This window comes from Pseudomonas sp. SMV7 (assembly GCF_052041995.1).
In the GTDB taxonomy this organism is placed as follows: Bacteria; Pseudomonadota; Gammaproteobacteria; order Pseudomonadales; family Pseudomonadaceae; genus Aquipseudomonas.
Map to the genome: position 1 here is coordinate 1 of NZ_JBKGGT010000032.1, position 26,134 is coordinate 26,134.

Annotated in this window: 26 protein-coding genes; 10 read left to right on the top strand and 16 right to left on the bottom strand. The window is 62.5% G+C overall.

Annotation, left to right across the window (positions count from 1 at the left end):
* Positions 1–68 precede the first annotated feature (68 nt).
* On the bottom strand, positions 69–674 hold the full coding sequence (locus ACLEJP_RS24720) for an outer membrane protein (RefSeq protein ID WP_440810674.1): 606 nt from the start codon (positions 672–674) through the stop codon (positions 69–71).
* Positions 675–804: 130 nt separating this feature from the next.
* Between ACLEJP_RS24720 and ACLEJP_RS24725 the strand changes: the two genes are divergently transcribed.
* Both ACLEJP_RS24725 and ACLEJP_RS24730 read left to right on the top strand, forming a co-directional pair.
* Positions 805–1,596 (top strand): dienelactone hydrolase family protein, encoded by a 792-nt coding sequence (locus ACLEJP_RS24725; protein WP_440810676.1) that lies wholly within the window; start codon positions 805–807, stop codon positions 1,594–1,596.
* A 66-nt stretch (positions 1,597–1,662) separates the two neighbouring features.
* Positions 1,663–2,364 carry a 4'-phosphopantetheinyl transferase family protein gene (locus ACLEJP_RS24730; RefSeq protein WP_440810678.1) on the top strand — a complete coding sequence of 234 codons (702 nt, stop codon included), beginning with the start codon at positions 1,663–1,665 and terminating at the stop codon, positions 2,362–2,364.
* Positions 2,365–2,367: 3 nt separating this feature from the next.
* Here ACLEJP_RS24730 and ACLEJP_RS24735 read toward each other — a convergent pair whose 3' ends face one another.
* Together ACLEJP_RS24735 and ACLEJP_RS24740 are read right to left on the bottom strand one after the other, a co-directional pair.
* Positions 2,368–3,975, bottom strand: a complete 1,608-nt coding sequence (locus ACLEJP_RS24735) for an ATP-binding protein (protein ID WP_440810680.1) — start codon at positions 3,973–3,975, stop codon at positions 2,368–2,370.
* Positions 3,972–4,670 carry a response regulator gene (locus ACLEJP_RS24740; RefSeq protein ID WP_440810682.1) on the bottom strand — a complete coding sequence of 233 codons (699 nt, stop codon included), beginning with the start codon at positions 4,668–4,670 and terminating at the stop codon, positions 3,972–3,974. The genes ACLEJP_RS24735 and ACLEJP_RS24740 overlap by 4 nt, the downstream gene beginning before the upstream one ends.
* An 832-nt stretch (positions 4,671–5,502) precedes the next feature.
* Here ACLEJP_RS24740 and ACLEJP_RS24745 point away from each other — a divergent pair.
* From ACLEJP_RS24745 to ACLEJP_RS24755, 3 genes are all read left to right on the top strand, one after another.
* Positions 5,503–8,382, top strand: coding sequence for a ribonucleoside-diphosphate reductase subunit alpha (locus ACLEJP_RS24745; RefSeq protein ID WP_440810684.1), 2,880 nt, complete (start codon positions 5,503–5,505; stop codon positions 8,380–8,382).
* Positions 8,383–8,520: 138 nt separating this feature from the next.
* A complete protein-coding gene (locus tag ACLEJP_RS24750) occupies positions 8,521–8,652 on the top strand; it encodes a hypothetical protein (RefSeq protein WP_440810686.1) in 132 nt (43 codons plus the stop codon).
* A gap of 517 nt (positions 8,653–9,169) precedes the next feature.
* Positions 9,170–10,420 carry a ribonucleotide-diphosphate reductase subunit beta gene (locus ACLEJP_RS24755; protein ID WP_440810687.1) on the top strand — a complete coding sequence of 417 codons (1,251 nt, stop codon included), beginning with the start codon at positions 9,170–9,172 and terminating at the stop codon, positions 10,418–10,420.
* Between the two features lie 89 nt (positions 10,421–10,509).
* Here ACLEJP_RS24755 and ACLEJP_RS24760 read toward each other — a convergent pair whose 3' ends face one another.
* The gene (locus ACLEJP_RS24760; RefSeq protein WP_440810689.1) at positions 10,510–10,905 is read right to left on the bottom strand and encodes a hypothetical protein; all 396 of its coding nucleotides are present in this window, start codon (positions 10,903–10,905) and stop codon (positions 10,510–10,512) included.
* A 75-nt stretch (positions 10,906–10,980) separates the two neighbouring features.
* On the opposite strand from ACLEJP_RS24760, the gene ACLEJP_RS24765 reads away from it, so the two are divergent.
* Positions 10,981–11,493, top strand: a complete 513-nt coding sequence (locus tag ACLEJP_RS24765; RefSeq protein ID WP_440810717.1) for a BRO-N domain-containing protein — start codon at positions 10,981–10,983, stop codon at positions 11,491–11,493.
* An 835-nt stretch (positions 11,494–12,328) separates the two neighbouring features.
* On the opposite strand, the gene ACLEJP_RS24770 is transcribed toward ACLEJP_RS24765, so the two are convergent.
* The 3 genes from ACLEJP_RS24770 to ACLEJP_RS24780 all read right to left on the bottom strand — a co-directional run bounded on the left by ACLEJP_RS24770 (position 12,329) and on the right by ACLEJP_RS24780 (position 13,434).
* A complete protein-coding gene (locus ACLEJP_RS24770) occupies positions 12,329–12,499 on the bottom strand; it encodes a type II toxin-antitoxin system RelB/DinJ family antitoxin (protein WP_440810690.1) in 171 nt (56 codons plus the stop codon).
* 70 nt (positions 12,500–12,569) lie between these two features.
* Positions 12,570–13,031, bottom strand: coding sequence for a hypothetical protein (locus ACLEJP_RS24775; RefSeq protein WP_440810692.1), 462 nt, complete (start codon positions 13,029–13,031; stop codon positions 12,570–12,572).
* A 31-nt stretch (positions 13,032–13,062) separates the two neighbouring features.
* Entirely contained in the window at positions 13,063–13,434 is a 372-nt protein-coding gene (locus ACLEJP_RS24780; protein ID WP_440810693.1) for a hypothetical protein, read from the bottom strand.
* A 346-nt stretch (positions 13,435–13,780) separates the two neighbouring features.
* Between ACLEJP_RS24780 and ACLEJP_RS24785 the strand changes: the two genes are divergently transcribed.
* The 4 genes from ACLEJP_RS24785 (at position 13,781) to ACLEJP_RS24800 (ending at position 16,278) form a co-directional block, all read left to right on the top strand.
* Entirely contained in the window at positions 13,781–14,221 is a 441-nt protein-coding gene (locus ACLEJP_RS24785; protein ID WP_440810695.1) for a hypothetical protein, read from the top strand.
* Positions 14,222–14,282: 61 nt separating this feature from the next.
* Entirely contained in the window at positions 14,283–14,939 is a 657-nt protein-coding gene (locus ACLEJP_RS24790) for a hypothetical protein (RefSeq protein ID WP_440810696.1), read from the top strand.
* Between the two features lie 41 nt (positions 14,940–14,980).
* Positions 14,981–15,631 carry a hypothetical protein gene (locus ACLEJP_RS24795; protein ID WP_440810698.1) on the top strand — a complete coding sequence of 217 codons (651 nt, stop codon included), beginning with the start codon at positions 14,981–14,983 and terminating at the stop codon, positions 15,629–15,631.
* 125 nt (positions 15,632–15,756) lie between these two features.
* A complete protein-coding gene (locus ACLEJP_RS24800) occupies positions 15,757–16,278 on the top strand; it encodes a hypothetical protein (RefSeq protein ID WP_440810699.1) in 522 nt (173 codons plus the stop codon).
* A gap of 1 nt (position 16,279) precedes the next feature.
* Here ACLEJP_RS24800 and ACLEJP_RS24805 read toward each other — a convergent pair whose 3' ends face one another.
* The 9 genes from ACLEJP_RS24805 to ACLEJP_RS24845 form a co-directional block, all read right to left on the bottom strand.
* Positions 16,280–17,176 carry a LysR family transcriptional regulator gene (locus ACLEJP_RS24805; RefSeq protein ID WP_440810701.1) on the bottom strand — a complete coding sequence of 299 codons (897 nt, stop codon included), beginning with the start codon at positions 17,174–17,176 and terminating at the stop codon, positions 16,280–16,282.
* 85 nt (positions 17,177–17,261) lie between these two features.
* A complete protein-coding gene (locus ACLEJP_RS24810) occupies positions 17,262–19,298 on the bottom strand; it encodes a pyridoxamine 5'-phosphate oxidase family protein (RefSeq protein ID WP_440810703.1) in 2,037 nt (678 codons plus the stop codon).
* A gap of 27 nt (positions 19,299–19,325) precedes the next feature.
* Positions 19,326–19,955 carry a glutathione S-transferase family protein gene (locus tag ACLEJP_RS24815; RefSeq protein ID WP_440810705.1) on the bottom strand — a complete coding sequence of 210 codons (630 nt, stop codon included), beginning with the start codon at positions 19,953–19,955 and terminating at the stop codon, positions 19,326–19,328.
* Between the two features lie 174 nt (positions 19,956–20,129).
* Positions 20,130–20,678 (bottom strand): UPF0149 family protein, encoded by a 549-nt coding sequence (locus ACLEJP_RS24820; protein WP_440810707.1) that lies wholly within the window; start codon positions 20,676–20,678, stop codon positions 20,130–20,132.
* Between the two features lie 90 nt (positions 20,679–20,768).
* Positions 20,769–21,758: an asparaginase gene (locus tag ACLEJP_RS24825; protein WP_440810709.1), complete on the bottom strand. Its 990-nt coding sequence runs from the start codon at positions 21,756–21,758 to the stop codon at positions 20,769–20,771.
* Complete coding sequence (locus tag ACLEJP_RS24830; RefSeq protein WP_440810711.1) at positions 21,755–22,909, bottom strand: hypothetical protein; 1,155 nt, start codon at positions 22,907–22,909, stop codon at positions 21,755–21,757. Before ACLEJP_RS24830 ends, ACLEJP_RS24825 begins: the two co-directional genes overlap by 4 nt.
* 10 nt (positions 22,910–22,919) lie before the next feature.
* On the bottom strand, positions 22,920–23,816 hold the full coding sequence (locus ACLEJP_RS24835; RefSeq protein ID WP_440810713.1) for a nitrilase family protein: 897 nt from the start codon (positions 23,814–23,816) through the stop codon (positions 22,920–22,922).
* Positions 23,817–23,963: 147 nt separating this feature from the next.
* Positions 23,964–25,898, bottom strand: a complete 1,935-nt coding sequence (locus ACLEJP_RS24840; protein ID WP_440810715.1) for an FAD-dependent oxidoreductase — start codon at positions 25,896–25,898, stop codon at positions 23,964–23,966.
* A gap of 145 nt (positions 25,899–26,043) precedes the next feature.
* Positions 26,044–26,134 (bottom strand): hypothetical protein (locus ACLEJP_RS24845; RefSeq protein ID WP_232856785.1); only part of this gene is annotated, 91 nt, incomplete at its 5' end.

Sequence of the window (26,134 nt, forward strand, 5' to 3'; positions counted from 1 at the left end):
GTTGTGCAGTTCCTGTGGGAGCGGGCGTGCCCGCGAAAGGGCCGGTAAAGGATAACCCGGCTCGCCCGTCAGAACTTGTAGGAAGCCGCCAGGTAGGTCTGCGCACTGCTGGTCAGGCGCAGGGTGCCGTCCTTCGGCCCGCCATGTGCGCCCACTTCGGTGGCGGCATTGCTGCGCAGGTAACGATAGCCCAGCTCGACCGAAGCCTGGTCGGTGATGTCCTGGATGACGCCGGCCTGCAGGCCGTAGGCATACCCGTAGTCGGTATCGCGGCTCGCACCTGGCGAGTCCTGGGTCAGCTTGGTGACGCCCAGGCTGCCACCGCCGAACAGCTTGGTGGTGTCGCCTACCGGCAGGAACAGGTCATAGCTGCCCAGCAGGTTCTCCTGGCGCAGCTTGAGGCCACTGTGGTCGCCCGAGACGTTGTCATAGGTCATGTAGTAGCGGCCCTGGTCATTGATCTTGCCCAGGCGCACGCCCCAGGTGTCATCCTTGCCGATGATGCCGTCGGCGTCGAGGTGGTCGGTGTTGCGCTGCAACAGGCCGGACTTGCGAACCTTGTCGCTGGTCTGGCCATAGGTCAGGCTGGCGAAGTTGTCGTCAGCGGCCTGGGCCGAGGTGATGCCAGCGGCGCAGACGGCCATCGCGGCGAGCAGGGTATTGAAGGTTTTCATGGCTGGATACTCCAGTTGGGTGCGCTGTTACGGTCTGGAAGCTAGAGTAAGCAGGGCACCCTGAACCGCGACTGAACCCTGGCTGAACACCGGCTGAACGAACTGTTTGCAAGAACAAGGAGTAGTGACCATGCGCGCCCTGCTGGCCCTGACCCTGATGTGCAGCGCCGCCCTCGCCCAAGCGGCGGTACAAACCCGCGAGATCCCCTACCAGGACGCCGATGGCAATCGCCTGGTTGGCTACTACGCCTATGACGACGCCGTCGAAGGCAAACGCCCCGGCATCGTCGTGGTGCATGAATGGTGGGGGCTGAACGACTACGCCAAGCGCCGTGCCCGCGACCTGGCGGCGCTGGGCTACAACGCGCTGGCCATCGACATGTATGGCGATGGCAAGCACACCGAGCACCCCGCCGATGCCCAGGCGTTCATGGCCGAGGCGCTGAAGGACCCGAAAGCGGCCGAGCGCCGCTTCGACGCCGGGCTGGAACTGCTGAAACTGCAGCCCAATACCAACAAGCATCAACTGGGGGCGGTAGGTTACTGCTTCGGTGGCAAGGTGGTGCTGGATGCCGCGCGGCGCGGTGAGAAGCTGGATGGCGTGGTGAGCTTCCACGGCGCGCTGGCCACGCAGACCCCGGCCAGGCCCGGCGTGGTGCGGGCGGATATCCTGGTCGAACATGGTGCGGCGGACAGCATGGTGACCCCGCAGCAGGTAGCCGAGTTCAAGGCTGAAATGGATGCGGCGAAGGTCAATTACCAGTTCGTCAGCATCGACGGGGCCAAGCACGGGTTTACCAACCCGGACGCGGACCGCTTGAGCCATGGCGGGCATGGCGGGCCGGATATCGGCTACAACAAGGCAGCGGATGAAAGCTCCTGGGCGGACATGCAGGCGTTCTTCAAGAAGGTCTTCAAGTAGACAACGCGAGGGGCCGCTTTGCGGCCCCATCTCCCACGCCGCCGCCTCGGCTGGCACAATAGCCCCATGAATACACTCCCTGCCTGCTGCGCCCCTCTCCAGCACCACTGGCCCCTACCCCGCCCATTGCCCGGGGCGGTGCTGGTCAGTTGCGCCTTCGACCCCAGCCGTCTGGCACCCGACGACTTCCAGCGTGCCGGGGTGGTGCCAAGCGCCAGCCTGCAGCGCTCGGTAGCCAAGCGCCAGGCCGAGTACCTGGCCGGCCGGGTCTGCGCCCGCGCTGCACTGCAGCGCCTGGACGGCCGGGACTACGTGCCTGGCACCCACGAAGACCGCTCGCCGATCTGGCCCGCCGGCATCCACGGCTCGATCACCCATGGCAAGGGCTGGGCCGCCGCCGTGGTCGCTGCCGAGGGCAGTTGCCAGGGCCTGGGCCTGGATCAGGAGGCGCTGCTGGACGATGAACGCGGCGAACGGCTGATGGGCGAAATCCTCACCCCGGCCGAACTCGAACGCCTGGACCGCAACCAGCTCGGCCTGGCCGTGACCTTGACCTTCTCGCTGAAGGAAAGCCTGTTCAAGACCCTCTACCCGCTGACCCAGCAACGCTTCTATTTTGAGCACGCCGAAGTGCTGGAATGGTCCACTGAAGGCCTGGCCCGCCTGCGCCTGCTCACTGACCTGTCGCCGCAGTGGCGGCAGGGTGCCGAGCTGCAGGGCCAGTTCTGCCTGCAGGACGGCCACCTGCTGAGCCTGGTCAGCGTCTGATCGTCACGCCGGTGGCTGCTGCCGTGGCCAGTTCAGGCTGAAGCAGGCACCGCCCAGCGCGGCACTGCGCCCCACCGTAGCCCGGCCGGCGTGCCAGTAGATGATGCGCCGCACGATCGACAGGCCCAGGCCATGCCCGCCCGAGGCGCGGGTACGGCTGTCATCGAGTCGGGTGAACGGCGTGAAGATGCGGTCCCAGACGCCCTCGGGAATGCCCGGGCCGTCGTCTTCCACGTCGATGCGACAGCGCTGTTGCCCCAACTGGTAGCTCAGGCGCACCTCGCCCTCGGCATGGCGCATGGCGTTGCCCACCAGGTTCTGCAGGGCCCGGTGCAGGTAGCGCGGCTCGGCCTCGACCCAGGCGCCTTCGGTATCGGCGCCCTGGCATTCACCGCGTAATACGCGTACCCCGGCCCGCAGCGGCGCCAGTTCTTCGATCACCCGCGCGAACAAGGCATCCAGGTCGACCCGCTCGAACTTCAGCGCCGGTGCCCCCTGCTCCAGGCGGGCATAGGTGAGCATTTCGTCGACCAGCTTGTCGAGGTCCTGGATATCCCCGTCCATGCCAGCCAGGTGCTTGGCCCGGGCCTGTTCGGTAGTTGCGCTTTCGATCATCTCCAGGCCAAAGCGCAGGCGTGCCACCGGCGTGCGCAGCTCATGGGAAACCGCACGCACCAGCTCGCGCTGCATGCTCAGCGAGCGCTGCAGGTGCTCGGCCATGCCATTGAACGCTGCCGCCAGGCGCCCTACCGAGTCGGCATCGTCGGCTGGCACGCGGGTGTCCAGGCTGCCCTGGGCAATGCGCGTGGCAGCCACTTCCAGGCCGGAAACGCGCCGTTCCAGCTGACGCACCAGCAGGTAGACCACCAGGCCGATCAGGCACAGGCCGAGGAAGGCGATCAGGATCAGCAGCTGGGGAGGATAAGGATTGAGCTGGTACAGCGGGCCGATTTCCAGGACCCAGGGCGAACCGGCCAAGCCGGCGAAGACGCGGATCGAGTCGCCATCCTTGCCCAGCGCCATCACCGTATCGCCCTCCTCGACCCGGCGCCGCTGGTCGTCGTCCAGGCTCACCCGCTCGATGCGCTGCAGGGCCACGCCAAAACCAAAGCCCTTGTCGCGCTTGAGCTGCTCCAGGCGCTGTTGCTGTTCCGTCACCGGGTAGCGCACCAGCTCGTCGGCCAGCAGGTACAGGGTGGCCCGCGCCAGTTGCTCGCTGACCTGCCGGACCTCGGCGACCAGCAGCACATCCTGCTGGCCAACCTTGCGCAATACCTGGGCGGCGTGCGGGCCGGTCTTTTCGACGACCACCAGGCCGCGGCCCAGACGCGCCCGCTGGCCGCCATCCAGCGCCCGCGCGGTGATTGGCTGCAGGGTCAGCGGCACCCCGAGCAGGCGCTCCCACATCAGCAGCGAGCGCTTGCGCTCGGTGTCGTTCTGCAGGGCCAGGTTGTCGGCCATCAGGCTGAAGGTACCCTGGGCCAGACGCTCGCGATGCTGGGCGGCACGCACCTCGTTGACCAGGTGCAGGCTCAGCGCCCCGAGCAGGGCCACCAGCACCAGCACGGCCAGCATGCCGCCGTAGATGCGCAGGAAGATCGAGTTGTTCATGGCGCCTCGCCGACGAACAGGTAGCCCTTGCTGCGCAGGGTCTTGATCAACCTTGGCTGGAGCGGGTCGTCGCCGATCTTGGGGCGAATCTTGGAAATGCGGATGTCGATGGAACGGTCCTGGCCGTCGTAGCCGACGCCGCGCAACGCGGTGAAGATCTGCTCGCGGGTCAGCACCCGGCCGGCGTTGCTGGCCAGCAACCAGAGCAGGTCGAATTCGGCGCCGGTCAGTTCGATCAGCTGTTCGCCCAGGCGCGCCTCGCGCAGGCGGTTGTCGATGCGCAGGGCACCGAAGGCCAGCGCCTGGGGTTTGCTGTCCGCTGCCTCGCTGCGGCGCAGCAGGGCCTGGATGCGCGCCAGCAGCAGGCGGGGGCGGACCGGTTTGCACACGTAGTCGTCGGCCCCCAGGTCCAGGCCCTGGACCTGGTCGAGCTCGTCGCTGCGGGCGGTGAGCATGAGGATCGGCCCGGGGTACTGGCTGCGCACCCGCCGGCAGATGCTCAGGCCATCCTCGCCGGGCAGCATGAGGTCGAGGATGACCAGGTCGGGCTGGCCGTCGACGATGCGCCGCGCGGCACGCGCGCCGTCGCCTTCGACGCTGACCTCGAAGCCGTTGGCCTGCAGGTACTCGGCGGTGAGCTCGGCCAGGCGCTGGTCGTCTTCGACGATGAGGATGCGGGGTGCGGGGTGGTCCATGGCTTGTGCCTTTGTTTGTTGTTTTTCTGTGGCCTGTGCCGGCCCCTTCGCGGGCTCGCCCGCTCCCACAAGGACCGCGCCGCGTTCAAGGCTTGCACAGTACCTGTGGGAGCGGGCGTGCCCGCGAAGAGGCCAGTGCAGGAAACATGACCCTTTAACCAGAAGGCAACATCTGCTTCGGATACTACGTCCCGCCCCCGGCACTGCCAAGCCGCCCGGCGGCCCCTCGACTGAACCGTTTTTTGTGATAGGGTTCGCGCCCGAAAAATTCTGCCCAGGGGCAGCAGAACGCAGAAAAATACTGCAAACCACTTGGCACTAGGCCTACAGCGAATACCCACCATTCACTCACAAAGTACGCACAAGTTATCCACAGGCGATCGCCTTGCAAAGCCCCCGATACCGCATTATCTTGTATCCCGATCGCAGCGAACCACTAGATATTGGGGTTCGTGCAAAATCACACACAAAAGTCAACCCGCAAAATCAAGCGATTTTTGCGGCTGAGCTTCACGTGATTCCAGCAGCCAAACCGCTCCTGCGGAGGCGACCGAGGCAAGCCCTTCCAGGGCCTTGTTCGGGCATGGGTGTGGCAGGCCAGGCCTGGCATCCATCAGCAACAGTTTTTGGGCACGGCCCAGAACCTTTGACTTCGGCCAGGGAGCGGCAAGCCATTGCCCCTTATTCCTGAGTCTGTCCCGAAGTCGGTACGCCCGTGCGGGCGGATGCGCATGCGTTTGCGCAGCCCCCGCCAGGCCATCGGGCAAGTGGACGGAACGGTGGGCGCCCAAAAGGCGCCTGAACAATATAGAAACTGTGGAGACACCCACCCATGCAAACCGATACGACTCGCGAGAACCCGCAGGCCAAGGTGCCGCAGGCCGCCGATTCCACCCAGGATCTGGCTGCCACCGCGCCCGGCCAACTGCGCGTGATCAAGCGTAACGGCACTGTCGTCCCCTACACCGACGACAAGATCACCGTGGCCATCACCAAGGCGTTCCTCGCAGTTGAAGGCGGTACCGCCGCCGCTTCGTCGCGCATCCACGACACCGTTGCACGCCTGACCGAGCAGGTCACCGCCACGTTCAAGCGTCGCATGCCATCGGGTGGCACCATCCACATCGAAGAAATCCAGGACCAGGTCGAACTGGCCCTGATGCGCGCCGGCGAGCAGAAAGTCGCCCGTGACTACGTGATCTACCGCGAGCAGCGCGCCAAGGAGCGTGCCACTCGCGTCAACACCGAAGCCGTGGTCGAGCCGCACCCAAGCATTCGCATCACCCTGGCCGACGGCAGCCTGGCGCCGCTCGACATGGCCCGCCTGAACACCATCATCAGCGAAGCCTGCGAAGGCCTGGCCGAAGTCGATGGCGACCTGATCCAGCGCGACACCCTGAAGAACCTGTACGACGGCGTAGCCATCAAGGACGTCAACACCGCCCTGGTGATGACCGCCCGTACCCTGGTCGAGCGCGAGCCGAACTACTCGTTCGTCACCGCCCGCCTGCTGATGGACACCCTGCGCGCCGAAGGCCTGGGCTTCCTCGGTGTCGCCGAGAGCGCCACCCACCACGAAATGGCCGAACTGTACGCCAAGGCCCTGCCGGCCTACGTCGAGAAAGGCGTCGAGTTCGAGCTGCTGGACCCGGCCCTGAAAGGCTACGACCTGGAGCGTCTGGGCAAGGCCATCGACCACGAGCGTGACCAGCAATTCACCTACCTGGGCCTGCAGACCCTGTACGACCGCTACTTCATCCACAAGGATGGCGTGCGCTTCGAGCTGCCGCAGGTATTCTTCATGCGTGTGGCCATGGGCCTGGCGCTGGAAGAAAAGGACAAGGAAGCCCGCGCGATCGAGTTCTACAACCTGTTGTCGTCCTTCGACTACATGGCCTCGACCCCGACCCTGTTCAACGCCGGTACCCTGCGTCCACAGCTGTCCAGCTGCTACCTGACCACCGTGCCGGACGACCTGTCGGGCATCTACCACGCGATCCACGACAACGCCATGCTGTCGAAATTCGCCGGTGGCCTGGGCAACGACTGGACCCCGGTACGTGCACTGGGCTCGTACATCAAGGGCACCAACGGCAAGTCGCAGGGCGTCGTGCCGTTCCTGAAAGTGGTCAACGACACCGCCGTTGCCGTCAACCAGGGCGGCAAGCGCAAAGGCGCCGTGTGTGCCTACCTGGAAACCTGGCACCTGGACATCGAAGAATTCATCGAGCTGCGCAAGAACACCGGTGATGACCGCCGTCGTACCCACGACATGAACACCGCCAACTGGATCCCTGACCTGTTCATGAAGCGTGTCTTCGATGACGGCAAGTGGACCCTGTTCTCGCCCTCGGAAGTGCCAGACCTGCACGACCTGACCGGCAAGGCCTTCGAAGAGCGCTACGAGTACTACGAAGCCCTGACCGAGTACAACAAGATCAAGGTGTTCAAGACCGTCCAGGCCAAAGACCTGTGGCGCAAGATGCTGTCGATGCTGTTCGAGACCGGCCACCCGTGGCTGACCTTCAAGGACCCGTGCAACCTGCGTTCGCCGCAGCAGCACGTGGGCGTGGTGCACAGCTCGAACCTGTGCACCGAGATCACCCTGAACACCAACAAGGACGAGATCGCGGTCTGCAACCTGGGCTCGATCAACCTGCCGAACCACATCGTCGACGGCAAGCTGGACACCGCCAAGCTGCAACGCACCGTGAATACCGCCGTGCGCATGCTCGACAACGTGATCGACATCAACTACTACTCGGTGCCGCAAGCGCGTAACTCGAACTTCAAGCACCGCCCGGTCGGCCTGGGCATCATGGGCTTCCAGGATGCGCTGTACCTGCAGCACATTCCGTACGGTTCCGATGCTGCCGTCGAGTTCGCCGACAAGTCGATGGAAGCGGTCAGCTACTATGCGATCCAGGCATCCTGCGACCTGGCCGACGAGCGCGGTGCATACGAGACCTTCCAGGGTTCGCTGTGGTCCAAGGGCATCCTGCCGCTGGATTCGCAACAGATCCTGATCGAGGCCCGTGGTGCCAAGTACATCGACGTCAACCTGGAAGAGTCCCTGGACTGGGGCCCGGTACGCGAGCGCGTCAAGAAAGGTATTCGCAACTCGAACATCATGGCCATCGCGCCGACCGCGACCATCGCCAACATCACCGGCGTATCGCAGTCGATCGAGCCGACCTACCAGAACCTGTACGTGAAATCGAACCTGTCGGGCGAGTTCACCGTGATCAACCCATACCTGGTCCGCGACCTGAAGGCCCGTGGCCTGTGGGACTCGGTCATGATCAACGACCTGAAGTACTACGACGGTTCGGTGCAGCAGATCGAGCGTATCCCGCAAGAGCTGAAGGACCTGTACGCCACCGCGTTCGAAGTCGAGACCAAGTGGATCGTCGACGCCGCCTCGCGTCGCCAGAAGTGGATCGACCAGGCTCAGTCGCTGAACCTGTACATCGCCGGCGCTTCGGGCAAGAAGCTGGACGTCACCTACCGCATGGCCTGGTACCGTGGTCTGAAGACCACCTACTACCTCCGTGCCCTGGCCGCGACCAGCACCGAGAAGTCGACCATCAACACCGGCAAGCTCAACGCCGTTTCCAGCGGCGGCGACAGCGCCCCGGTCCAGGCAGCCGGCCCAGCGCCAGTGCCGAAGGCCTGCGCGATCGACGAGCCTGACTGCGAAGCCTGCCAGTAAGGCCTGAGTGCCGCGCGGGGTGCCTACCGGTGCCCCGTGCGGCATTTTTGTATCCGCGTCCCGAAGAAATCTTGCCCTTTGCCCTGCGTTCGCGTGGATCGGTAAAAGGACAGGACCTCTCAGAAAAGGACGTAACCCATGGCGCGGAAAAAAGTGGCAACTCGCAAGATCGGCCGCAATGCGGAAACCGGCCGCTTCACTTCGGTGGAACAGGCCCGCAAGCATCCCAAGACGCACATCGTCGAAACGCTGCATACCCCTCGCAATTAACACCGCCAATGGAGCGACCTTGTGTCGCGATGGGGTGCGAAGCGTCCGGGGATGGCAGTTCCGCCAGACGAATCTTCGAGGCCGCCTTGCGGCCTTATCGCGACACAAGGCCGCTCCTACAAAGATCGCGCCAATCCCACATCCTGTGCCAGCAAAATAAATAAGCACAACATATAGTGCCTTCCACATTTTGCCGCTACACTTCCTCCCCGTACCCAATGACACCCGCCTGGTGAACGGATACACGCCACACCGGTCGAAAAAGTTACCCTCGCCCGCCAGACACGCGTCCCGATCGAAGGCGAATTCCGGTATACTGCGGCCCCTCTGAAAAGGGCACCTATCAATTGTCCCTGGCCCCTCCGAGAGGCCTGGCCAGGTACAAGCCAGAACACACCCGATGTAACGAGAGTCAGCCTCTCGAGCTGTCCATTCGCCGTAACGGCCTTGCGTCAGGCATCACATTCTTAACATCCAACCGGTTGCCCGAGGGCAACCCTCAAGCAGGAGCCAAACCATGCTGAGCTGGGACGAATTCGACAAGGAAGACGGCGAAGTCGCCGCCAAAGGCAATATCCCTGCGCAGGCCGCTGCCGCTGCCACCCTCGACAAGCTCGACAGCGCCGGTGGTGCCGCTGCCCTGGAAGCCCGTGCCGCCAGTGCCGACGACTCCGACGCGGTCAAGCGCGCCAAGGCTGCCCTGAACGACCTCGACATCGCCGAAGGCCTGGCCGAGCTGGAAGGCTCCAGCGCTCGCGTTCGCGTTGACGAAAAGCGCATGATCAACTGCCGCGCCGACCTCAACCAGTTGGTCCCGTTCAAGTATGACTGGGCCTGGCAGAAGTACCTCGACGGCTGTGCCAACCACTGGATGCCGCAAGAGGTCAACATGACCGCCGACATCGCCCTGTGGAAGAGCATGGACGGCCTGACCGAAGACGAGCGTCGCATCGTCATGCGCAACCTCGGCTTCTTCTCCACCGCCGACTCGCTGGTGGCCAACAACCTGGCCCTGGCCGTTTACCGCCTGATCACCAACCCGGAGTGCCGCCAGTACATCCTGCGCCAGGCCTTCGAAGAGGCGATCCACACCCACGCCTACCAGTACTGCATCGAGTCGCTGGGCATGGATGAAGGCGAGATCTTCAACATGTACCACGAGATCCCGTCGGTGGCGAAGAAAGCCGCCTGGGGCCTGAAGTACACCCGCGCCATCTCCGACCCGGAATTCAACACCGGCACCGTCGAAACCGACAAGGAGCTGCTGCGCAACCTGATCGCCTACTACTGCGTGCTGGAAGGCATCTTCTTCTACTGCGGCTTCACCCAGATCCTGTCCATGGGCCGCCGCAACAAGATGACCGGCGTCGCCGAGCAGTTCCAGTACATCCTGCGTGACGAGTCGATGCACCTGAACTTCGGTATCGACGTGATCAACCAGATCAAGATCGAGAACCCGCACCTGTGGGACGCGGCGATGAAGGAAGAAGCGACCCAGATGATCCTGCAAGGGACCCAGCTGGAGATCGAATACGCCCGTGACACCATGCCACGCGGCGTGCTGGGCATGAACGCGGCGATGATGGAGGACTACCTCAAGTTCATCGCCAACCGTCGCCTGACCCAGATTGGCCTGAAGGAAGAGTACCCGGGGACTACCAACCCGTTCCCCTGGATGAGCGAGATCATGGACTTGAAGAAAGAGAAGAACTTCTTCGAGACGCGTGTGATCGAGTATCAGACGGGTGGGGCGTTGAGCTGGGATTGATCGTCCGGGCTGAGCATCGAGAAGGCTGCCAATTGGCAGCCTTTTTTATGGGCAAGACTTCACGAAATAGAAGGACACTGCAGTCAGCTTCACCAGTTGCGCCGCTTAATCCATTTATCTTTAATATACTTTGAAGCAAACTCAACCTCAGGAAACATAGACCTAGAATTTATATTCAACGCATCCAGCTGATTAATAATAATCCTTTTTCTTTCAGCTGGCACAAACATCTTTCTAAGATTAAACCCGACGGATTTATCCGGCCTCTTGTACTGCAACAGTCCTGCAGCTATGAAGGCACCGGATTGTGCTATCACTCGCTTGTTGCTCTTTGCAGGGTACACAAAAAAATATTTGAATAAATCCTCTGGTTTAGCTGTGTCTAAAAAATAAGGTTTTTCGATCCTCACGAACTGAGTTAGACGTTTCATGGCTTCAAGCTTTCTAAAACCTTCTAAATCATCCGAAGCTCCATCAAAATCCATAATGGAACTCTTTTCAAACTCTGAGAGCCTAGCCAAATTGCAAAACAAGCTAAAGAATCACTATCTGCGAACTTTCTGTTCACCCGCCACAACCGCCCCCTCCACACCCTCTGGCTCGAATCCCAAGCCTGGTTCTGCGCCCACGAGCTCGGTCGGCTGAGTGGTCACGTCTACGACGAACACTGCATGCGCAAGCTCGACCCGGATCAGTACCGCTCCGTGCAGTTGCTGCGCTATGGCAAGTACCAGGAAACCACGATGGTCAGCGAATCCGGGGCCTATACCTTGTTGGCGCATCACCATGTGCCGGAGAACCGGCATTTGCGTTGGTGGCTGACGCATGAGGTGGTGGCGATGCTGCGAGATCGGCAGGCGGACGGGGTGGAGGATGTTCCGCGACTGGGGCAGATGTGCTGGCCTGGGGGGCGGAGCGCGACGTTGTTGTATTGGCAGAGTGAGCCTTGGGTGAGGATGCGGGATATGCCGGTGGTGCTCGCTGGGGAAGTGGACCAGCTGCCGCCGGTAGAGAAGTCGAAGTTTAGTTGGCGGGAATGCGCGCAACGGGCGCTGCGGTTGCATGGGGTTTAAGCGGCGGGTTTGCCTGGGCGGGCCTCTTCGCGGGTGAACCCGCTCCCACAGGTACTGCGCGGGCTTCGGGCTCACGCTGTACCTGTGGGAGCGGCCGTAGCCGCGAACACCGGCGCAGCCGGTGCCATGCACCGCGTCGTCTGCTTCGCGGGCTTGCCCGCTCCCACAGGTACAGCGTTGGCTTCGGGTTCACGCTGTACCTGTGGGAGCGGCGGCCGCGAACACCGGCGCAGCCGGTGCCATGCACCGCGTCGGCTGCTTCGCAGGCTTGCCCGCTCCCACAGGTACTGCGCGGGCTTCGGGCTCACGCTGTACCTGTGGGAGCGGCGGCCGCGAACACCGGCGCAGCCGGTGCCATGCACCGCGTCGGCTGCTTCGCGGGCTTGCCCGCTCCCACAGGTACTGCGCGGGCTTCGGGCTCACGCTTTACCTGTGGGAGCGGCCGTGGCCGCGAACACCGGCGCAGCCGGTGCCATGCACCGCGTCGTCTGCTTCGCGGGCTTGCCCGCTCCCACAGGTACTGCGCTGGCTTCGGGTTCACGCTGTACCTGTGGGAGCGGCCGTGGCCGCGAACACCGGCGCAGCCGGTGCCATGCACCGCGTCGGCTGCTTCGCGGGCTTGCCCGCTCCCACAGGTACTGCGCTGGCTTCGGGTTCACGCTGTACCTTGGGAGCGGCCGTGGCCGCGAACACCGGCGCAGCCGGTGCCATGCACCGCGTCGGCTGCTTCGCGGGCTTGCCCGCTCCCACAGGTACTGCGCTGGCTTCGGGCTCACGCTGTACCTGTGGGAGCGGCCGTGGCCGCGAACACCGGCGCAGCCGGTGCCATAGCGAGTTACAAGTCGTCCAGTCGAACCTTCACACGCTGCGGGGAAGCAAGGCGCTTTTCCACCCTGGCGATAAGCACTTTATCGTCCTCATCGGGAGACTTGGTCCTGGAGCGCTCAAGTTCTTTGCAAGCGCGGGCCTTGAGTTCATCGTCCACGCGGTTGTTGATCGAGGCCATGGGCCAGCCCTTCCTGCTGAGACGTCCGTCATTACAATACATTTGTCCGCCTACAGCCACCGCCGACCTGCTACTTCCCCTCCCCAACCGGCTCCACCCGCTGCACCACGATCTGCATATGGGTCGCCATGTCGCTCAGTATCACCTCCCCCTCCTTGTACTCCGGGGTGATCATCAGCGAGCGGACAAAATGCTCGTTGCCACCTTCGCGCTTTTGCACGTTCTCGAACGCCACGATAATCGTGTCATTGCGCCAGTTGCTGATGTCGAAACCGCCCGCAGCAACGAACTCACTGATGTCGCGCTCGTCGTTGAACACATTGGCCGGCAGGATCAGCAAGCGGTCCTTGAGGAACACCTGGTAATACTGGCGAGGCCCCACCGGCCAGTTCTGCTCCACCACGTGCTCGATGCGCCAGTGATGGACGTTGTTCTCATAAACTACCACGCGCTCGACCTTGTGCCCTTTGCAGGCAACGAGCAAGGGCAACAGCAAAGCAGCGAACCCGCTACGTACTCGACGTACATTCATTCACAAGCCTCGTTACAGCAGGGCTGAGCTATCATTTGCCGGCTTTTGCCGCCTGGCGGTTGGCCCTGCGGGTTTCCCGATACCCCACCAGGCGCAGGCGCATTTCCCGGTAGCGCTGGCTATTGATCACCAGCAAGGCCAGCAGCCCGAACAGCAAAACCGCAACGTAGCCACCCGTGTGCGGCCGGTAAGCGTAGCTGGGCAACGCGGCCAACACGGCCAGCGCGTTCAGGCCGACCAGCCCGCGTACGCCCCAGCCATAGCCCCGCACCATGGCGATATGCGAAGCGGCGCTCAGCGCCCCGGCCAGCGCCAGGGCCAGCACCGACAGCGACCGGTCCGGGCTGCGCAGCCAAGTGGAGAACACCAGGGAAATACAGCCGCCGACAGCAAAGCAGGACAACAAGAACTCGGCGAAGAAAACGCCAGAAAATCGGCAAAGAAAGCCCTGCAGTTCCGGGCCCTGTTGAAACTTCGATCCATCCATTTGAGTGACTATCGCCGTCCTTGGAAACACTGGGGCACGCTTAGCTTACCTTGACTATCGCAAATGAATAAACCATAAAGGCCTACTTCGAAGTCGCTGTCAGCACCCTCGCACATAGGTACTTTATTACTTGATGTGCCCGGGAACATCTGCAACTTCGCAAAGGAACACGCCCTCACCAAGGGCCGAAAGGAGATCGAATTTTGGTGAACGAATCGCCATTGCTTGCCGCTGTTCCCACTGGCTGGTCTGGGGGGCTGCAATGAAACCTGTATCCAGGACCCTGTCGACGCTGCTGCTCGCGAGCACCCTGAATGCCTATGCCCAGACGCCTGTCCCGTCATCGAGTGCGGCGCCCGAAGTCACCCTTGGCGGACACAAGCTTGCATTGGTGAACCACGATGGCCGCTGCGCGCTGCGCAACACCGACGCATCGCTACTGCAACTGGACATGCCCTGGCCGTGCCAATTCAGCCCGGAGCGAGATGCAGACAAGCCACGCGTGGAACACTTCAATGGTGCGCAGATCATCATTGTCAGCCATGTGCAGCCGGTCCCGTCGCAACCCGGAAGTTGCGTCAGCCAGTACCAGGCTGTCCGCCAGATGGGCAACCGCCTGGAGCCTTCCATCCTGGCACGCGGCGCCGGTTGCTCGAGCAGCGCTGTGGATCAGAAGAACTTCGTAGGCCTGTTCGAGTGGTAGCCGCATTCGCCGGATACCCAGCCTTGCGCCCGATTTTCACAAGAGCGAAGACTATCAAGCCATGAAGATTGTATTTACCGAGCAAGACACAGGCTTCGGCCAGGTCGGTGGCAGCGTCCGCATGGATGACCCGGGCTTGTGGCCCTTGGCGCCGGACACCCAGGAGCCGATGACGCCTCTGTGTACAGTCACGGAACACTTCCTGCCGGCTAAAATCTTTCCGCCCGGCATGGCTGCCACGGTATTCATCACCGCTCGAAAACAGCGCGCCGGCGGCTTCAAGCAGTCTGTTGTCAACCGCTACTCACTTCATGAGCAAGCGGAGCTACCCGGTATCCAGAATGGTTACGCACGGTTCATTCTCCACCGGCTGTGTGAGGAGGAGTTACCCGCCCCGCCTGGAACGCTCTTGCTGGAGCGCCGTTATATCGACTTCGAGCCAATGACCGAAGAGGAGTTCGCCGAAGAGCACGATGACGAGGACTCCGGTCTGGGCATTAGCAAGCAACTCGGTCGAGCAGCCTGGATGCAAGATCCCATCTATGTTCCAAGCCGGTACTTGCTCCTTTTGCAACTGACCGACTATGAAATCAGCCGCTGGGCTCCCGAGCAGGAAGGGATCTTCCTGGATGGCATCGGTTACATCTATCTGGACAAGCAAGCCCGGCGGAAAAGCCAAGGCGACGAAGCCGGGTTATTTTTCGTTCAGTACGCCTGAATGCCCCGTCAAAGCTCAAAGGGCTTGCCATGAACAGGATCGTGCTATCCCAACAAGACCGCGGCTTCGGCCAGATCGGTGGTGCGCCTTTGCTCAAGGACCTTTCCTTGTGGCCGGTCAACCCGCAAACCGGTGGGCTGATGACGCCCATCCTGACCCTGACCGAACAGTTCCAACCGGCCCGGTTCGTCCCGCCAGGCATGGCTATCACGGTTTTTCTCGCCATCGAGCAACAGCAGGACGGTGGCTTCAGCCGCCCGCTCCAGCGTCGCTACACAGTCAATCAACAGTCGGAACTGCAGAACGTCATCAGCGCTGGCTTTGCCCGGGTCATCCCGCATGAACTCGCCAACCAGCCACTGGAGCCCAGCACGGCTCCCTTGCTGCTGGAACGAGTGTTCATCGATTTTGAAGAAATGACTGACGAGGAACATGACGAGGAGCATGAGGACGAGGACAGCGGGATCGGCCTGAGCAAACCCAGCGGCCGCCCCTGCTGGCTGCAGGACCCGATCTACGAACCACCACGCTACATGTTCATGCTGCAGCTGGTGGACGCCGACGTGGCCGAAGCCAGCCCGCAGCATGCAGGACTGTTCGGCGAAGGCATCGGCTATCTGTTCGTGGACATGCAGGCGCGCCGTGGCCAGGAAGGCGACGACGCCGGGTTCTTCTTCATTCAATTCACCTGAATAGGCTGCCGACTCCAGACGACCGCCCGTGAGCAGCAAAGGCTGAGGAGATTCACCTGAACATCTACCATTTCGATAACTCGCCGGCCCCTTGGGGAGACTGGGGCGCGGTACTGCTCCAGGGCATGATTGCCTGGGATGAAGATACCGATGTGGACGGCATCAGGCGCGTCGGGCCGTACACGCCGCCTGCGTATATCCGCTCGGGTTCGCTGGTGCTCACCCAGCCGGTCAAGGAAGCCCTGGAAAGAAGCGGCCTGAAAGGCATCAGTCGGTATGAGCAGCTGGAAAAAACCCATATCGTGCAGCTCGAATGGCTGCACTGGGACACCAGCAAGCCCATCACCGATTACCTCGAGCTGGACGGCGGGCCGACATCGATCATCGATTCCCTTCCGCATGACCCTGGGCTTGCCAAACGTATGCCGGAATACTGGCAAGCGTTCGTCGTGGGCCAGCTCAACCTGCTCAAGGACCCACAGCATGAACCCTCTGACCTCGGCCAGTACCTCAAGGTGCAAAAGGCCGACGAGCAAGCCGATTTCTTCAAAGGCGATGTCTATCGCGGGTATTTCCTGAGTGAACGCGCCAAAGCGTGGCTGGAACAGCAATGCCCGGGCTGTTTTACATTCACCCTGCTCCGTTGAGTCAGTCCAGCTGCTGAGCCCTCAATGCCTGCGCCAGCATGTCAATGAACGCCCGGACCTTGGCCGAACCGTACTTGCTCTCCCGGTGCAGCACATGGATCGGCCAGGGTGCCTCCTCGTACTCGGCCAGGACCACTTGCAGCTGCCCACTGGCCAGTTCATCCGCGACCTGGTACGACAGCAGGCGGGCAATGCCCAACCCGCCACTGGCGGCGGCGATTGCCCCGTCATTGCTGGTAACGGTCAAGCGGGGTTTGACGCGCACCAGGGTCGGTTCCTCGGCTACCCCGAAACGCCAACCGGCGCGTGGCGACAGGTTGGTGGTGCCAATCACCGCATGCCCGGCCAGGTCGGACGGGTGCTGCGGCACGCCATGGCGCGCCAGGTATTCGGGAGCGGCACACAACATGCGCCGGACCCTGCCCACCCGTAGCGCTTTCAGCCCGGAGTCGGGCAACGGGCCGATGCGAACGGCCACGTCCATGCCCTCTTCGACCATATTGACGATGCGGTCGAGGAAGAACGCGGAAACGTCCACTTCAGGGTACTGCTGCAGGTAGCGGACGATACACGGCATGACGAACTTCTTGCCGAACAGGATGGGCGCGGTGACGGCCAGGTCACCCTTGGGGGTGGAATTGATGCCGGCAGCGGCTTCGTTGGCTTCGTGGATACTGGCGAGGATATGCCGGGTGTCTTCCAGGTAGCGGCTACCGGCTTCGGTCAGGCGGACGCTGCGGGTGGTACGCAGCAGCAACTTGACCCCGAGCTGTTCTTCCAGAGCGCTGACGGCGCGAGTGACCGCGGCCGGGGAAATGTCCAGGCGCCGAGCAGCGGCGGCGAAGCTTTCCAGTTCGCCTGTGGCGACGAACACCTTCATCAGGTGGATCTGGTCCATGCGGGCTCCTGGTGTGCATGAGGTGCCCGGGATTATCTGTCATCCGGGCGTTTTGTGTTGCCTGTTGCGTACACGGGCAGGCGACTCAGACATCCAGTATCAACGCCTGCGCGCCTTCCTCCAGCTTCGCTGGCACGGCACAACAGATCAGCACAGAGCCCGCCTCCGGCAATTCGGCCGGCGGGTTCGGGTAATGCACCTGACCACTCACCAGCCGGGTCTTGCAGGTTCCGCACGATCCCCCCCGGCAACTGAATTCCGGCGTCAACCCGCGTGCCTCGGCCAGTTCCAGCAGCGTGCCGCTACCGGGCGCCCAGCGGGCTTCCTTGGCCGAAGCCGCAAAATGCACCGGGACCGCCTCACTGGCGGGCGGCGGCTGTTGCAGGCTGGGCTGGCCATCGTCGGTGTGCCGCCGCAGCGTCGACGGCCCGAAGGCTTCGGCGTGGATCCGCGCATCCGGCACATGCACCCGGCGCAGCCCTTCATACAGCTCCTGGGTAAAACTGCCTGGGCCGCACAGGTAGAAATCGTAGTCGTCCAGCGCCAGCGTTGCCTTGACCTGCTCGATCCCCAGCCGGCCGGCGAATTGGTAATCACGACCCAGCAGCGCACGCTCTTCCGGCTGGCTCAAGGCACGGTGCACCTGCAACAGGCCGCCGGCTTGCTGCTGCAGGTTTGCCAGTTCCGCACCAAACGGCAGGTCGGCCAGGCTGCGCGCGCCATGGAACAGGTGGATGGGCCGTGCCTCGCCCTTGTTCAACTGCTCGCGCAGCATGGCCAGCAATGGCGTGATCCCTACCCCCGCGCCAATCAGCACCAACGGCCGGGTGCTGTGCGGGTCCAGCACGAAGCTGCCCATCGGCGCGCGGACATTCAGCACATCGCCGGCGACAATGCGCGAATGCAGGTGCCGCGACGCCGGACCCTGAGCCTTGACACTGATGCGCAGGTAGCGGTCGGAAGGTGCGCTGGACAGGCTGTAGGTGCGGATCAACGCTGCCTCGCCGGCCAACTGCACTTGCACCGGCACATGCTGGCCCGCGGCAAAGGTCACCGGGCTATCGGCAGGCGGTTCAAGGTAGAACGAACGGATATCCCGGCTTTCCTGTACGACCCGCAGCACACGCCACGGCTGCCATTGGCGCGGCTGCTGGCGTTGTTGCAGGCGCGCTTCGGCCTCTTCCCAGGTGCCGGTCGCCAGGCTGGTTGGCGCATACTCCTTGAACGCCCAGCGCAGGGACACGGCAGCCGGGCGCCACACCACCTGCTCGACGTCCAGCGTCCACAACCGCTCGGCGCCCTCGAACACCTGGCTGGCGGGGGTGTCCAGCAGAATTTCGGTGCGCCCGTAGAGCTGCAGCACATTGCCCGTGGCGAAGTCGATGAACAGCAACCCTGCGCGTGGGTTCAGCAACAGGTTGCCCAGCGTGTTGAAGTGCAGGTTGCCGGCATAGTCGGGAATGGTCAGGCGGTTGCCTTCGACCTTGATGAAGCCAGGTCGGCCGCCACGGTGGGAAACATCCACCGAACGCTGGCCATCGTCATGCTCGATATAGCTGGCGACAAAAAACGTATCGGCTGCGCGGATCATGCCGACAGCCGTTGCATCCAGCGTCGCCGCATCGACACGCCCCTGGGCGGGCTCGACGACGCGGGTGTACTCGCGCAACTGGATGTACTGCGGGCAGTTGCCGAACGACTGCTCGACCGTAACCTGCAGTGGGCCGTTGCCACCTTGGTGGATCTGCCCGTTGAGGCGGTTGCGCCGACGCGTGTGCAGTTCGATCCCCAGCAGGCCGACCGCCTGCCCGGCAATCAGCCCGGCGCTAGCGGGGTCGTCTGCCGGCAACTGGGTGTCGATCGTCAGCTGCCGAGGGTCCGGCGAGCTGACGAAGCCTTCCGGCCCTTCCAGCACGGTCGCCCAAGGGCGGCCCTGGGCATCCACGCTGGCGGCAATCATGAAAGGCAGCTGATGGTAGAAGGTACGATGCTGCTCGGGCATGTAGTCGCGAATCACCTTCTGCCCGAACGCCTCCATGCGCTCCGCGACACCGACCTTTTCCTGCAGGGTTTTCTCGCCCGCATGCCAGGGCGAGGGGCGGTGGTCCGGGTGCTGTTGCATGGCGGCGTTCCTCGTGGTGGCGAAGTGTCAGGCGCTGGTCTGCAAGCCGATCACGGTACGCGGCATCGGCACGAAGCCCGGCAGCGCCTCGATCCTTGCCAGCCAGTTGCGTACGTTGGCGTAGGGCTCCAGCGACACGTTGCCTTCTGGTGCGTGGGCGATGTACGAGTAGTTGGCGATGTCGGCAATGGTCGGGGTATTACCCGCCAGGAAGGGTGACTTGGCCAGTTCGGCATCGATCACCTTGAGCAAGGTATGGGCGCGGGTAATCACTTCATCGGTATTGAACGAAGCACCGAATACCGTCACCAGGCGGGCGGCGGCAGGGCCGAATGCCAGCGGGCCGGCAGCGACCGACAACCAGCGTTGTACGCGGGCGGCGGCGGCCGGTTCTTCGGGCAGCCAGGTGCCGTTGTCGTACTGCTTCGCCAGGTAGACGAGAATGGCGTTGGAATCGGCAATCACGGTGCCGTTGTCATCAATGACCGGCACCTGGCCGAACGGGTTCAGCGCCAGGAAGTCGGGCTGTTTGTGCGCACCTTTGGCCAGGTCGACGAAGACCAGCTCGGTGGGCAGGTTCAGCAGAGAAAGCATCAGCTCGATGCGGTGGGCGTGGCCGGACTTGGGGAAGTTGTAAAGCTTGATCGGGTTCGACATGGGCTTGGCTCCTGGTCAGCTCCGGGGTGGGCTGATGGAGCACATGCTGCACGGGTTCGCCTGGCAACAGAATCAGTGCGCCAGGGAAACCATAATTTCGCCTGGCGGAATAATCGTGGCACAGGCGCCGGCCAGAGCCCCTGCAAGCGTGCGCCTCAGGGGCACCCGCTGGATTCAGCGCAGCTTGAAGTAGCGGAATAGCCCGCGTGCAGCCTCGACCACCTGCGGCACGCAGGCCTGGATGTCGTCTTCGCTCATCTGGTCCAGCAGCTCGAAGTTGTCCTCCAGCCCATGCAGGGAAATGGCCTTGAGCAACTGATCCTGCGCCGCAGGCAGCGGCTCCCAGCCAGCGACCTGAGTGCCGCGCATGTAGCCAAAGCACCACTCCTCCATCACCACCACCGTGCCCTGCTCGCCTTCGCTTTCCTCGAACAGCGGCTCGAACTGGTCGATGTCATCATTCAGTTCTTCCGCCACCTGGTTGGCGTAGCGCAGCATCAACGCCGTATAGGCCTCTTCATGCGCCGGCTTCTTGAATTTCGGCACCTTGCCACCCGCCACCACAGGCAGCCATTGCTCCGGGGTGACGGTGACCGGCGAGCTGGCCAGCGCCGTGAAAAAACCATTGAGCTCGGCCAGGTTCAGCACCGAGTAATCGTTGCCATAGGTGATCAGCAGGTCTTCGAGGCGGTCGAGTTCTTTTTCGCTGAGGGCGGGTAGCATGGGTGGACATCCTGAGAAGCAAAAGTGTGTGCACCCTAGCACAGAACCGCCCAAGGGCTGCCCGCGGTTGTCGACCCGCGGGCAGTTTGCTCAGCCTGGCAACAGGCTTTGCAGCAGGTGCTGCCTGCCGCTACCGATCAACAACCACAACAGAATGCGACACTTGCGCGGGCAAAGCTGCCCGGCCATGTGTACACCTTTGCCTTGCAGGTCGATCTCGCCACCGGTAAAGCCATAGCTGGCGCGAGCTGTAGGGCCGTTGCCTGTGCGGGTGGCGACGATGACCGGCAAGGCGGGCACCAGCGTATCCAGCACCTGGGCCCAGCACGCGGAAACATGCCCCGCGCCAAATCCGGCAATGACCAGCCCCTCGTAACCGAGCGTGGCAACGGCCTGTAACAACGCCGTATCCGCGTCCAGGCAGGCTTCCAGCAGTGCAACGCGATGTTCGGTGCGTTGCGGTAGCGGCAGCACCTCCCGCCGTGTAGCCGGTTGGCGATAGACCACCACGCCCTCGACGACATCGCCCAGCGCGCCACCACCGGGCGACTCGAATGCAGCTATCGCCAGGCTGGCGCTCTTGCGCACCCTCGCTGCGCTGTGGACCTGATCATTCATCAGCACCAATACGCCGCGCCCACGGCTGCCCGGCGCCAGGGCGACCTGCGCCGCACCCAGCAGGTTGGCCGGGCCGTCGCAGCCCGGCTGGCTGGCCGCGCGCATGGCACCGGTTATCACGATTGGCGCATCGAACGGCCATAGCAGATCGAGGAAATACGCCGTTTCCTCAAGGCTGTCGGTCCCTTGGGTCAGGATTACCGCCTGCGCTCCGCGCTCTACCTCTGCGCGGGCCCAGGCCAGCACCTCGAGCAGCGTCGCAAAACCCAGCGAGGCACTGGGCAGCAGGCCCAGCGTGACCATTTCAAGCTGGGCCATGTCACACAGTTGCGGCACGTTTGCCAACAGTTCGTCGCAGCCAAGCCTGGGCACCACCGCGCAGCCATGGGCGCTTGCCTGCATGCTTGCCGTGCCCCCCAGGCTGGCAATCGACAGCTTGGGCAGATGCGTTTGCTCGCTCATGCTGCACCTCCGGCAAACCAGCCAACCAGCGGCACGATCCCCAGCGTGCTGATGGCCATCGACAGCACATTTCCAATGTAGCCATGCATGTAGGCCGGCAAACGCTGGGTAATGGCCGCTGCCAATGGCGGAGCCACCAGCGCGCCCAGCACTGCGCTGCCCACCACTACTTGCCAGCTACCGCCATGGGTGAGCACTGCGGCCGGGACGATCGAGACGATGGGGATGTAAGTGGGATACCAACCGCGCGCCTGCCATTGACCACGCCAGAGCAGAACCCCGACCAATGATGCCAGTGCCTGGCCGGCAACCATTGGTATCAGCAGCAGCGAACCGTAGGCCGGCGCTGCCGGGGCCAGCAGGTAAGCCAGAAGCACGCCCAGCAGCAGCCCGAGACTGGCCAGCTCATTACCGAAGAATGGCGCTTCGCTGAAGTCGGCCAAAACCCGTCGCAAGGTCCACACGACGCCGTAATCGTGTTGGGGGGCAGCGGGCTTAGGTGCGGCGGGTACATGACTGCACCGTACCCACGACGGAAAGCGTCGGCACAGCAGGAACGCCACAAGGCTTGCCAGTGCCATGCCGCTGACATTGCCGACCACCAGCGGCAGTTGCAGCGGATAACACAGGTAGTTGACCATCAGCAGACTGGCCGGGGTTACCAGCAGCGCCCCCAGCAGTGCGCCGCTGAGCGTAACCCGCCAGCCCGGTCCAAACAGCAGCACCATGGCCGCCGGCAACGATACGAAGGCGACAAAGGTCGGCTGCCAGGTACCACTGGCCAGGGTCCACCCCCATAACGCCTGGCTTAGCAGCAGCCCCAACAGTGAACTGGTGAATACCCATGGCCACAGGCCGCTGCCATAGCAGATGGCAAAACCCTGCCAGCGATACCCGTGCACATGGGCCCAGTGTGCCAGGCAAGCCCCAAGCAACAAGCCCAGGGCGGGCAGCTCATGCTTGTAGAACGCCACCTCACTGATATCACCGACTATCCAGCGCAACCGGCTCAGTGGCTGATCGAGAGTCGCCGCCAGTTGCGAGTAGTCCGGCCATTGGCCGTGGGCGAGGCTGGCCACCAGCATCAGCAGCAGGCTGGCAAAAAGCACCATCGGCAAATGCTTACGATCCACAACGCGCAAGGTTCTCATATACGCCTCCTCAGCGCGGCATCGGGGCATGCAGGCGATAGCCGAGGGTCGCGTCATAAAGGTCGGTACGCCGGTCCCGCGGCAGGTCGTTGAGGCTGTTCCAGATCGCTGCCGAACGTGCACTGCTCAGGTCGACATCGGCAAGGACAATGCTTTCGTCCTCGGCACTGGCTACCTCGCCGATGGGCCAGCCATTGGTACCGGCGACCAGCGAACAGCCCAGGAAACGCCCGCCCCGCTCATGGCCTATGCGGTTGGCTGCGGCGATGTAGACGTTGTTGACGTGCGCGGCGGTCATGGTCAGATAGGAAGCCATGCAGCGCCCGCTCTCATCGAACAACGGTGGAGGGGTCCATACCCAGTTGTTCAGGCTGCAGATGATATCGGCACCTTGTGCTGCCATCAGTCGCGGCACTTCAGGGAACCAGATGTCCCAGCAGATCAGCAGGCCGATACGGCCGATCGGTGTCTCGAATACCGGAAAGCCCAGATTGCCAGGGGTGAACCAGAGCTTTTCCTGGTTCCACAAGTGGGCCTTGCGGTAGTGACCAAGCAGGCCTTCAGGGCCGAACAGTACGGCACTGTCGTAGAGCTTCAGGCCGTCGCGCTCGGCAAAACCTGCAGCCAGGTAGACCTGATTTTCCCTGGCGAAACTCGCCCAGGCTTGCAGGCTGGCGCCTGCTTCCAGCGTTTCGGCGTGGGCATAGGCCTCGGCGCGGGTGCGGAAGGTGTAGCCGGTGTTGGCCAGCTCAGGCAGCACGATCAGGTTGGCGCCCTCACCCGCGGCGCGACGGGCCAATGCCAGGCCTTTGCTGAGGTTGCCGGCGCAATGCTCGCGCCCGACCTGCGGGTCGTACTGGACCACAGCGATGCGTACCGGACTGACGGAGGAACAGGGTGCAGACATGGCGGCTTCCTTCTTGTGGTTGTTTTGGAAGGGCGCCAGTAAAGCGGGGTTGGGCTGGGGAGTGACAGTCAGGACACTCCCACTGGCTCGAAGGAAAAGGGAATAGGATTTTGTAGGGACGGTCCTACGGTCAGCACGCAAACAGTTTCAGATCCTGACTTGATAGTGCGGATAATCGTCCAGGGTGAAACCACCATTAAACTGCGCTGATGTTCTCGCGCAGAGGTTGATCACGACATCCACAGCCGTACGTAAACACGGCTCGGTCCAGCCTGCGTCAACCGCGAAGGACTCTCCAGCCAGATACAGGCCTGACAGGGCGCTGAAGTCGCGGTTGTACTTCATCAGGTTTACCGCATCGTAATAAGTGCCTGCGCGGTACAGCTTTGCACATCCCAGGGCATTCTTATCTGTCATCCAACGTTGTATGCGGATGTTGCGAGTGTCAATGTAGGGTGATATGGCCTCGCCTATGTTGCTGCATCGCAGCAGAATTCGATCAAGCTCGTTCACGCATTTCTGCCCCAGCTCGTCGTCGGAGAATGCTGCCAGCTTCGTTGCATCATCCTCCCAGGTATAACTCAGCAGGATGCAGTCTTCTGGATAACTATCGTTGTACCGATAGGCATACACGTCGTGGACAAAACTGTCGGTTACCAGAATCTGGGGCAACGCTGACTTACGGTCCAGGAAGCCCTTGTTCAGCGGAGCATAGACCTTGCAGCTCGTCTCCCAGTGGGCATGCTTCCAGGCATCCACGATCGTCTGCGGCAGTATCTGGCGGTTGAAACCGTCAAGACGCATGTTGGTTTCGATCAACCAGGATGGGATAGTCAGGATCACACTGTCGAAGTCTTGGTATTGGAGGCTCTCTTCAAGCGGGTCACTGCAGTGCCAACGATAACCGACCCGCAATTGGCCATTCTCCAGTTTCTGTAGCGAACAGACCGAGGTGTCGGTGAGTAGCCCATTCTCTCGTTGCAACAGGTGATCGTACAGCGAGGAGCCGCCCAGGCCGACGTCCAGAAACAGCAGACTTTCATCCATCGCCGCGAGCCCGATGTACGCTGGCCCCTGGAACATCAACCCTTTACTGTCAGGCACACGGCTGTCTTCGAGGTGCGGTGCCGCATAGGCCACACCCTCTTGATCAACACGCCCATGCACCAACTGCAAGTGGCTACTGAAGCCAAAGATCGCTGTGCGTAGCGGATACAGGCAGCAGACGTCATAGAACGCTCCCCAACTGCCATCGCCAATGCCGATCGCATAGAAGATCGCCGATTCGTCGCTGCTCATGCCTAACCCGCCAAAGTCACCAGGGTTTGCAGGATCCCAAGCCGCAAGGGCGGGTAAATGCACGAGTTCTCGGAACGATAATCGGTGGTAGCGCTCAACGATGGCCGACCACATCGACTCCCAGCCATAAGTGCCATAAACCGTAGCGATACGCTCGGCAAAGCGCGTCGCAAAATGGTGCCACTTGTCATGGACCTGTTGAAGTATCGGGGTGGGCGGAGGTGTCTTGCCTTCCGGGTTACGCCAGATCAGCAGCGCAGGATCGCCCCCCTCCAAAAGGCCATCACGAAGATATATTCCCGTGGCATTGACCCACGGTGTACCCGGGTTCGGAAAATCGGAAATGCGCAGGTCGAACAGCTTGGCGTAGTAGGCCATAAGCGAGCGCCCGTCTTTAGGGGGCTCACCGGTCCTGTTGAAAAACGGCATGCGCATGGCTCCCATCTCGAAAGGAGTTGTCGGCTGCTTGTGAGTTCCTGTGCTATTCACCAAGGTCAGGTGACGCCCGCCAACACGCTGCGACTGCTCGATCAAGGAGATCCGGGTGAAGCCGCAACGCAATAGCTCTCGAGCCGCAGTTAGCCCGGTAATACCAGCACCCACGATGCAAATCCGGTGGTCTGGCTGGGTGGCTCGTGCAACGCCTTTTTCCTGTTCGACCAGGCGGCGGTAGTCAAAGCAGAGATCAGGAGGGTTGGGGTAACGCGCGGCCCACGGTTGCATGGGCTGGGAGGGCTCGATGGCGAGGTCTGCAGGATGGTTGTGGGTTGAACCGATGGTCATGTTGTCGTGCTCTTCATGGGTTGAAGAACCGAGCGTGAACATTTACCCAAGGGGTGAAGGGGTTGTTAATTAGCACCCCGCCGGCAGCCACAGGATCGGCAGATACCTGTGGCTGACGGATAGGCGGCAACTGAGCTGTTACGTTTTACACCGCCAGCGCGCGCTCACGCAGCTCGCTGTTGAGGATGCGGTCGTTCTCGCTGTAGTCGACCGGGCAGTCGATCACGTGTACGCCC